Origin of the sequence: Furfurilactobacillus siliginis, assembly GCF_001437435.1 — a bacterium.
In the GTDB taxonomy this organism is placed as follows: domain Bacteria; phylum Bacillota; class Bacilli; order Lactobacillales; family Lactobacillaceae; genus Furfurilactobacillus; species Furfurilactobacillus siliginis.
This window is the reverse complement of record NZ_JQCB01000013.1, coordinates 32,208-41,583: the sequence shown is the minus strand read 5'-3', so window position 1 is coordinate 41,583 and position 9,376 is coordinate 32,208. Positions and strand designations below refer to the sequence as shown.

Below are 9,376 nucleotides of genomic sequence, written 5' to 3'. Positions count from 1 at the left end.
CCCTGTCATGGGTATTTTTTATTTCAATAAGTGTTGCACTTGGAGTGTAACATCGCCGCACAGGGTCATGGGATGCATTGCACGTTTTCGCTACTTAAGCTCGTAAATCAATAAGCGTGTTTGGGACAAGATAGTTTATGTCCTAAACACGCTTTTTTATTGCGTGAAACAACTCCCCTTGCACTTTGGCTGAAACGAGCTCACCAGCCCAAGTCCGCTGTGCATTGCCTGCTGACCGTCCGGTGTCGTTTCACGACGCCTACCGCCCCGCTTGCAATTGCTCGCGACTTACCGGGCTGGTTCGCTCTCTGTTCTAAAACAGCCTGACTCGCACTCTGTTATGATTCCAAATATTCCCTTAAGCTAACCAGCAGATTCTACGTCTGCCTTGATTTATGGTAAGATAGCCCTTGTATATTTAGCGTCACGTCAATAAATTATGAAATGGATGGGAATTTAATTTATGAAAAAATGGTTACTTGTTCCAGCTGGTTTATTAATGGCACTGTCCCTTGCTGCATGTGGTAGCAAGACTGTTGCGACTACTAACGGTGGCAAAATCACTCAAGACCAATATTACTCAAGCCTGAAGACCACTAGTCAGGGGAAACAAGTCCTCCAACAAATGATCATCAAAAAAGTATTGGACAAGAAGTATGGCGACAAAGTATCTACTAAGAAAGTTAATAGCCAGTACAACACGTTAAAGAAGCAGTACGGTTCTAGCTTCGATGGCATGTTGCAACAACAAGGCACCACTGCTTCAGGCTTAAAGGATACGCTTCGCATGAACCTGTTGCTGAAGGAAGCCGTTAAAAACGACGTTAAGATCAGCGACTCTGACATGAAGAAGCAATTTAAAGACTGGCAGCCAAAAGTTTCAACTGCAGTCATTGCTACAACTTCAAAAGATGACGCTACTAAGGCCATTGATGCCTTGAACGGTGGCATGAGTTTCTCTGATGCAGCCAAAAAATTCTCCAAAGATTCAAGCAGCAAAAACAAAGGTGGTAAAGTTCCTGGATTCGACAATGCCACGACTTCTGTAGACGACTCTTTGAAAAAAGCAACTTTCAAGTTGAACAACGGTGAATACACCAAGGAACCAGTTGAAGATTCCAATTCACAAACTGGTCAAAAGAGCTACTACGTTATCAAGATGTTAAACAAGCCTGCTAAGGGCAAGTGGCAAGATCACAAGAAAGAATTGAAACAACAGATTTGGGATCAAGACATGGACACCAACAACGGCGGTACTGTCTTACAATCTGTCATTGCTAAGGAATTGAAGAACGGGAATGTTTCCATCAAGGATTCTGACCTGAAGGATGTCTTATCACAATACACATCATCCGCAACTTCTGCAGCTAAGTAACCCTATTCAAATGAAAAAGGATTGTGGAAAAGCAAATTTGCTTTTCCACAATCCTTTTTTGCTGCAACTAAATAATTAACTTAATGAGCAAATAACTCAGCCCGACCGTCGCCACAATGGTAAGAAACCAAAAGGAAGCAGTATTCGTTAAGTACTTCCCATAAAAGTTTCGATCAGGATACTTCCGATAATGCCTAGCAAACAAATATGACATCGCAAAACAAATACCGATACACATGATGATAATGATATTTTTAGAAATCACGATGATTACCCCCTGCTATTAATGGCAGTATGCAGTTAATCTTGTACTCTATCCGTTTCATCTAACGGTTTGTAAAAATTCCGACCGTCCATCCCAAAGATACGCTCAGAAAAATCGCCAGGATTCGTGTGTTCCACGGCTGTTGTCATCATCTGAATCGAAGCATCCAATTCGTCTAAGTCATGTAAAACTTCTGCCTCAAGCAGATGTGGTCGCACTGGTGATCCGTATTCTAACAGACCGTGGTGTGCCAAAATCATGTGACGCAGTAGGATCATGTCCTCAGATTCAGGATCAAAATTCAACTCAACACAGACATTCACGATTTCTTCATCGATCAATACAATGTGCCCAATAAGGTTTCCAGCCAGCGTATAGGTCGTCGATACTGGCCCTGATAATTCGACCGTTTTACCTAAATCGTGCAACATCGCACCTGCATATAATAATGACCGGTCAATATTAGGATGTAAATCAGCAACCGTCTTTGCCAACCGTACAATCGAAATCGTGTGATAAGCCAGTCCGCCTGCAAAGGCATGGTGATTCTTCTTGGCAGCTGGAAAACTGTAGAAGTCATCTGCATGCCGCTGCAGCAACGTCCTAACCACTCGGTTCCAGGTAGGATTCGTAATATCAAAAATGATTTTTGAGACAGCCGTTTCCATCTCCTGACGGCTCATTGGTCCATGCGCAATAAATTCTGCTGGGTCATTTGGTTCACCCGCATTGGCAGCACGTAGGTTCATAATTTTTAGCTGTGGATTTCCTTGGTAAAGTTCTTTTTGACCACGAACAAAAACCACTTTTCCAGCCACATAAGTTGCAACATCTGTTTCACTGGCATCCCAAAGATTTCCAGCTAATTCTCCCGATTGATCTTCGAAAGTTAGGTGGATAAATTGCTTCCCATTCTTGGCCGTTCGAACATCCGCGCCTTTTAGCAATACAAATAATTCAAATGGCTCATCGACTTTAAAATTCAATAACTGCTTTTCTGCCATGTCGTATCCCCTTCACTTAATCTAAGTTTTCTAATTGCTTTAGTGCAACTTCACCGATCATTAGATCATCAGCTGTAAAGTACAGCACCTGCACTTGTGTCGACGCTTCTCGCAACACATCGATCATCGCCCGTTTGCGTTTTGCATCGAAATCGACGAATGCATCATCAATCATTAATGGCAATGGTGTCTGCTGAGCCATCACTAACGCAAACCCTAACCGTAGCGAAATGTAGAGTTGTTCCAATGTTCCCCGTGATAGTTCAGCCGCATCAAATTGTTGACCACCAACCTCAGTCACAAATAGATTCGTGTCAGTCAATTTAATTTCAGTATAGTGGTTTAGCGTCAGCGCGGCAAAAATGGTTTCCGCTCGTTTGCTAATAGCAGGTAAGCGATCAGCCGAGGCATTACTTAACGCTGCGTGAATCCACTGCTGTGCTAACGAAACAGTCAGCCAATCATGCAGTAAATCGGTCAGTAAGGTTTCCTGATTGGCAACCTGTTGCTGCAACGCCAGATATGATTCATCGGCACTTTGTTGTTTAAACGTTGCCCGATGGTCTGCTAATTGCTGATTTAGTGTCTGCTGTGCTTGTTTAGTCTGCCCCAATCGCTCACTAGTTAACTGCAATTGTTGCTCAATTTCCTTTTCATCGTTAAATTGCGCTAGTTGTTGCTGTAATGCTGGCGTGAATTGTTCACCGAGCGCTTGTTGCTGAGCAGATTTGGTTACGCTACTCAATTGTGTTTGATAAGCCTGGATTAATTGATCATCTGTTTGCAATTGATAACGGCTCAATATTTGAGCACGCTTCTGGTCAACGATTGTCAGCTGTTGCTGCATATCAGTCAGATTCTTAACCGTCGTCGTTTGTTGTTTTATCCGTGCATCATTTGTTGCTGCTTGCGTCACCAATCGTTGCTCAAATGTCTGAGCAGCTGTTAACGCATCTGCAGCCGACCGCTTTTGCAGCGGCAACCAATCATTGGCAAAGGCATACTGCTCAAAATAATGTGCAATCTGTTCATTAAGCGTGGCAATCTGTTTATTCACAGTTACTTGGCGCGTTTGTAATGTCTCTAAACGCTGCAAATCGTTTTGTAGTCCAAGCCACTGACTGGGGTCGATACCATTCAAATGATGTGACTTAGCCAAAGCCTGCAATCGTGTTTGCGGCGCGTTTGCTTCTGGTAGTGGCTGCTTAAACACGTTAAGCCAACCGGCAGCCAGCAAACCAATCCCAATAAGGAACAGTAACCAACGTAAGCCACCACTCAATAAAAGTCCCAGAATAATCGCAACGCCACCTGCACCAACAACGGGCCACTGATGTGTCTGGTTAGACGTTACTGTGCCTTCACTCGCAGTCAGTTGTTGCACCTCAGCTTTTTCCGTTTCTGTAAATGGTATTGGCCAAGGCTCGCTTAACTGATCTTGTGTTTGAATTCGTTGCACTTCCTGCTGATCATCATTAAGCTGTTGTCGCTGCTGTTGGCGTGTCCGAATCCAGTCACCAACGCTGGCAAATTGGTCAGCTTGTACGGCAAATGCCTGTCGATGCGCCAAATAAAAGGTTAATTCAGCTGACGTTGTAGCTTCTGCTTGCATCCCACTATTTTGCCGATTAATCGTATCTGTTAGTTGATCATGTTGCGTTTTTAACTGTAAAAATGCTGTGTAATCAGTATCACTGATATTTAAACTTGCCGGTGCTGACCGTGACAATCCTCGATAACGCTCATAACTGGGCCACAATCGTTTGGCAGTCGTCAGTTGTTCTCGCTTTTGCGTTAACGCATCAATCGTTTTTACCTGCGCCATTTGTGCTTGTTCATCATCGTCAATTTGCTTTTGTAGCTGAACAAATGCCGGATATTTGCCTGCGGCTACTGCAACCTGCTCTTGCAAGGTATGATACGTCGCTAACGCCTGGTTCAACTCAGGTTTGCGCCCACGAGGTTTGTAGATTGCATCTGCTTTCGCATTCAAATCAGTCGCCTGACCCAACCAGGTTTGGCTACCAACGGCGCCCACTTGTTGCACCAATGCCATCAAATCCGCCTCACTGGTCGCTGTCAAGCGTTGCAAATCCGCCAAGTCAAAACTGAACGTCGCTGAATTAACTGTCTCTGTAACGGAACCAAGCAGCTGCTGCAACCGTTCCTCAGGTTCCGGCTGATTGGCTGTCACATTATAGACACTAACGTCCCCACCTGCTTTGCCAGCCGTCCGCTGAATACGATAACGCGTATGCGCATCATTATCAGCAACAACGGTGACACTACCGCCGTAGCCAGATCCTTGCTTGGGTAAATATTGTGCGGCAGGATGTTTAGCTGTCGCAAAGCCAAACAAAACACCGCTAATAAACCGATGTAACGTTGTTTTACCAGCTTCGTTGTGGCCATAGAACACTTGTAACTCTTGATCAACATCAAAATCGACATTTTGCCACTTACCGAAACCATCAATATGAATATGCGTTATTCTCATGCTTCATCCCCCTTACCTGCAGATTTCAGTAAGGACTCTGCACCTTGTTGAAGGTTGTTTAATGTTTGCGGATTGGCCAATGCTGCTTGAAATAGTGGTTCTGCCAGTAATTGACCAGCTGTTCGTGTCAGATTGTCAGTTGTAAACACTTGTTTAGTTGCTGCTTGCCAATAAGCCTGATCTAAGTCTGTAAGCGCCGTGGTCGTCTTATCATCAGCTGTTTCATCAATCCGTACCACCATCTGCTGCGCTGGTAATTGTCTTTGTAAGATTGCTAGTAAGCTACCATTTTGTAAACGATCCTGAACTGTTTCTGGTAGTGTTGTCGCATGCTTCAACGTAACCGCAATCAGAGTTAATGTCACTTTCTCGGCAGACTCAGGCAAAGCTGGTAAAGCTGTTTTAATTGCTGCTAACAGATCCTCTGATGAGGTGATTTGCTGTGCATCTACTACATTATTTTCCCAAACGACTGGTGCAACGGCTTTAAATTCCGGGATTAGCTCACCACTAGCTGCTCTGGTCACCAGATAATAGCCCTTCGCACCTGTCTCTTTGACATGCCGCCCCTGCAAGTTTCCAGGATAAATAATCCATGGGTGGGCTTCATGCAACACTTGCCGCGCATGAATATGGCCTAATGCCCAGTAGTCATACTGCTTTAACTGTAATTCGGCCACTGTAAAGGGTGCATATGTTGCGTGCTCCGTACTGACACCAGCAACGGCACCATGTAACAAGCCAATTGCCACGTCTGCACCAGCCATTTTTTCGGGATAAGCGACTGCCATATCTTCGGTCACAGCCCGATTTGCATAAGAAAAGCCAGTCAGCTGCACGTGCAAATGATCGGTGGTCGTGAGTTTAAAGGTCTCGACATCATTGCCAAAGATATGAACATTAGCCGGTAGTTGTAAGTTGTCGCTACTACCAGTCGTGTAATCGTGGTTTCCGTAACTCAAATAAACGGGAATTGCAGCTGCTTGTAGTCGCTGCATTTGCTCTAAAAAGAAGGCCTGCGCAGCGATAGATCGTTCCTTGCGATCATAAATATCACCACTAAATAAGACAAAATCTACCTGTGTTGCAATGGCATCATCGACTAGCCGACGTAGGGCCGTAAATGGTGCATCGTACAGTGTCTGCCACAAGGCATTTGGTAGCTGACGTAAGCCTAAAAACGGACTGTCCAAATGTAAATCTGCTGCATGAATAAATTTCATTTATCTTCTCCTAGTAAAAAAGCAGCCAGGCAGCCGCGGAAATTCCGCTACTACCTGACTGCTGTTAGAGATTGCTTAATCCCGGTATAAGTCTTGAATTGGCTTAGTGATTTCGTTGTTTAATTCGTTCAACAAGTTGTTCACAGCTTCTTCTTTTTGCATTAAGGTCTTAACTTCTTCAAAGTTACCAACCTTAGTCGCAAGTTCGCGAACATCGTTCATTTCTTGTTCGCTTAATTCAGCACCTTGCATTTGCTTTTGTTGCATTGTCATTTGCATGTTTTGGAATTGCTTAAACGTGTCAAATGCAGGTTGATTTTCTTTCATTACATTATAAGCATCGCTCAAACCTTTAAATTCGTCAGTCGCCTTAAAGGTGTCTGCCATTGTCTTAGCGTCTGCTAAAATATCTGCTGCCATGATTGGGTAGCCTCCTAGTATTTACATTTCGTATTCAACTTTAAGTGTAGCATTTACAGTCTAAACAAAACAAGTGTTCGTTTAGAATTTCATCGGTCAACGACCAAGCCCACCAGTGAATTGATTCCATAAGTCACCGGCCTTTTGTAGCAATGAATCTGCCCCGTGACCAATAGATTTTCCAACTTTATCGGCACCATTTTGAATATCATCCCACACATTTCCACTAGCAGAAGCACTTTCAGATGCAGCGAGTACGTTGGCATCTTTCACTGTAAATGGTGTTTGTTTCGTGGTTGGTAAAATATTCGTCATTTCGGCTTGATATAAATGCCCCACTGAAACACCATCAGGAACATCCAGGTGATTGCCTTTGCTAGTCTGATCAAAGCCTTCCCAGTTCACCATGACGATATCCGGTGTGTAACCGTCGACCCACATATCTGTGGTTCCGGCAGTATCGTTAACACCGTCGGCCTCCGTGGTCCCTGTTTTACCAGCCACTTGGTAATTGGCTGGCTTACCAGTCACCCCTGTTCCGTGTGAAAATGTTCCAAGCATCATGCTCGTCATTTCATCGGCAACATTCTTACTAATAATTCGTTTTGGTTCGTCAAAATCATTATCGACAATGACTTTACCAGATGCATCCACAATTTTAGTAATATAATGCGCTTGCGTTAATTTACCACCGTTGGCAAATGCCGTGAACGCTTGGGCCATCGTTTGTGGTGATACCCCGTTCTTAATACCACCTAGTACCATCGCCAAGTTATTATCAGATTTATCAAGGTCTAATCCGAAGCGTTGCGCGGAATCATACCCTTTTTGAACACCAATCTTATTTAACAACCAAACTGCGGGTGCATTGTAACTATTCTGCAAAGCTTGATACATCGGTACTTCACCGCGATAAACATCACCGTAGTTGCCTGGTGTGTAATTGTTTGATCCATACGACTGCTTTTTATCCTGCAGTTCGGAATCGTAATAATACCCATTTTGCAAAGCAGGTGTATATGCAGCAAACGGCTTGATGGTCGAACCTGGGGATCGCTTAGATTGCGTCGCACGATTAAATCCTCGGAACACGTGCTCACCACGGCCACCCATGACGGCCGTCACACCACCATCACTCGGATCCATCGCGATACTTGCAGCTTGCACCATCGTTCCGTCAGCGGTATTAGCAGGGAAGTTGGCTGGATTCTTGAACAAGCTTTGCATCGTTTCTTGTTGGTCTTGATCCAAGGTTGTGTAGATTTTATAACCATGGTTCATGATGTCCGCTTCAGTCAAACCATATTTAGAAATGGCTTCATCAATCACCGCATCAAAGAAGTATGGATATTTGTAAGAACTATCAGGCGCGTAATTATTGGTCGTCGTCAACGGAACTTTTTGATAAGCCGCCGCATCTGCCTCAGATAGCTTCTTATTATCTGCCATCAAGCCGATGACCACGTTACGCCGCGCTTTCGCTGCTTGTGGCTGATCCACCGGATTGTACCCACTTGGTGACGTGAGCATTCCTGCCAACACAGCTGATTCTGGCACTGTCAGTTGTGTTGCATGCTTACCAAAGTAACGTTCAGAGGCATCTTCAACACCCCATACCCCGTGTCCAAAGTACGCATTATTTAAATACATCGCTAAAATATCAGACTTAGAATAAACATTTTCGACTTCAATGGATAGAAAGATTTCGCGTGCTTTCCGCGTAACCGTTTGTTCTTGAGAAAGATACGCATTTTTGACTAGCTGTTGCGTTAGCGTCGATCCTCCACCACTAATCATATTGCGGTGTAATAATTTATTACGCGCCAGCAAGAAGAATGCCCGCCCTAAACCTTTTACGGAATAACCATGCTCATGGTAGAAATTGCGGTCTTCTGTTGAAAGCACTGCATTTTGAATGTTCGGTGAGATCTTTTCAAGTGGCACATATGTCCCCTTTTGCGAATATAATTCCCCCGCCTTTTGTTGCTTGCGGTCAAAAATGACGGTCGGTTGTGACAACGCCGCTTTTAAATTTCCCACATGAGCCGTCTTAGCTTCAAATGTTAAGTAAGCGCTCATGACAAACACGACGCTTAGGATTAGTACGATTAACCACCGGGTCAGCTGGAACCGGTGCCAGAACTGGCGAATGTGTTTCCACAAACGATGCCACATGCGGCCAAACCATTGCACGATGGCATTATCGCGCCAGGATTGCTGTGAATCCGGATGTTCATTACGCTTCATATTGTTGACCCTTTCGTTAATTAGTCCAGGGTATCGTACCACATTCATCTTTTGACTGTTCACTCTTGGCGTGAGCTTTACAGATTTTTTAAGACGGTTATGATGGCAAGCCTTGTCCTCCCATTAGAGGCCATTAGCAAGTTCGCTTTGCTCACCGTCGACAAGCTGTTATACCTTACCGCTTCGGCTTCGCGCAATCCTTGCGCAGCCTATGCTCTCGGTATGACAGCTTGTCTCCGTTGCTAATGGCCTCTAATGGGAGGAGTGCGAGAGTGGGACAAAAGTCGGGAAGCCGTGAGCAAGACCTAGAACTGCCGTACGGGTTGGGCTTCAACCCGGTAGGTG

7 protein-coding genes are annotated in these 9,376 nt (G+C 44.6%); 1 reads left to right on the top strand and 6 read right to left on the bottom strand.

The window, feature by feature from the left end:
* The first annotated feature begins 463 nt into the window (after positions 1–463).
* Complete coding sequence (locus tag IV55_RS08430; RefSeq protein ID WP_057811254.1) at positions 464–1,375, top strand: peptidylprolyl isomerase; 912 nt, start codon at positions 464–466, stop codon at positions 1,373–1,375.
* 67 nt (positions 1,376–1,442) lie between these two features.
* On the opposite strand, the gene IV55_RS08425 is transcribed toward IV55_RS08430, so the two are convergent.
* The 6 genes from IV55_RS08425 to IV55_RS08400 form a co-directional block, all read right to left on the bottom strand.
* The gene (locus IV55_RS08425) at positions 1,443–1,640 is read right to left on the bottom strand and encodes a hypothetical protein (protein WP_057811252.1); all 198 of its coding nucleotides are present in this window, start codon (positions 1,638–1,640) and stop codon (positions 1,443–1,445) included.
* Between the two features lie 35 nt (positions 1,641–1,675).
* A complete protein-coding gene (locus IV55_RS08420; protein WP_057811251.1) occupies positions 1,676–2,644 on the bottom strand; it encodes a 3'-5' exoribonuclease YhaM family protein in 969 nt (322 codons plus the stop codon).
* A gap of 16 nt (positions 2,645–2,660) precedes the next feature.
* Entirely contained in the window at positions 2,661–5,141 is a 2,481-nt protein-coding gene (locus IV55_RS08415) for an ATP-binding protein (protein ID WP_057811249.1), read from the bottom strand.
* On the bottom strand, positions 5,138–6,364 hold the full coding sequence (locus IV55_RS08410) for a metallophosphoesterase family protein (protein ID WP_057811247.1): 1,227 nt from the start codon (positions 6,362–6,364) through the stop codon (positions 5,138–5,140). Before IV55_RS08410 ends, IV55_RS08415 begins: the two co-directional genes overlap by 4 nt.
* A gap of 75 nt (positions 6,365–6,439) precedes the next feature.
* A complete protein-coding gene (locus tag IV55_RS08405) occupies positions 6,440–6,784 on the bottom strand; it encodes a YlbF family regulator (RefSeq protein WP_057811246.1) in 345 nt (114 codons plus the stop codon).
* A gap of 96 nt (positions 6,785–6,880) precedes the next feature.
* Positions 6,881–9,031, bottom strand: coding sequence for a PBP1A family penicillin-binding protein (locus IV55_RS08400; RefSeq protein WP_057811244.1), 2,151 nt, complete (start codon positions 9,029–9,031; stop codon positions 6,881–6,883).
* Positions 9,032–9,376 lie beyond the last annotated feature (345 nt).

Bases quoted from the DNA above. Each gene is read 5' to 3' on its own strand.
- IV55_RS08400 (WP_057811244.1), bottom strand. From the start codon at position 9,031: ATGAAGCGTAATGAACATCCGGATTCACAGCAATCCTGGCGCGATAAT.
- IV55_RS08420 (WP_057811251.1), bottom strand. From the start codon at position 2,644: ATGGCAGAAAAGCAGTTATTGAATTTTAAAGTCGATGAGCCATTTGAA.
- IV55_RS08410 (WP_057811247.1), bottom strand. From the start codon at position 6,364: ATGAAATTTATTCATGCAGCAGATTTACATTTGGACAGTCCGTTTTTA.
- IV55_RS08430 (WP_057811254.1), top strand. From the start codon at position 464: ATGAAAAAATGGTTACTTGTTCCAGCTGGTTTATTAATGGCACTGTCC.
- IV55_RS08415 (WP_057811249.1), bottom strand. From the start codon at position 5,141: ATGAGAATAACGCATATTCATATTGATGGTTTCGGTAAGTGGCAAAAT.
- IV55_RS08405 (WP_057811246.1), bottom strand. From the start codon at position 6,784: ATGGCAGCAGATATTTTAGCAGACGCTAAGACAATGGCAGACACCTTT.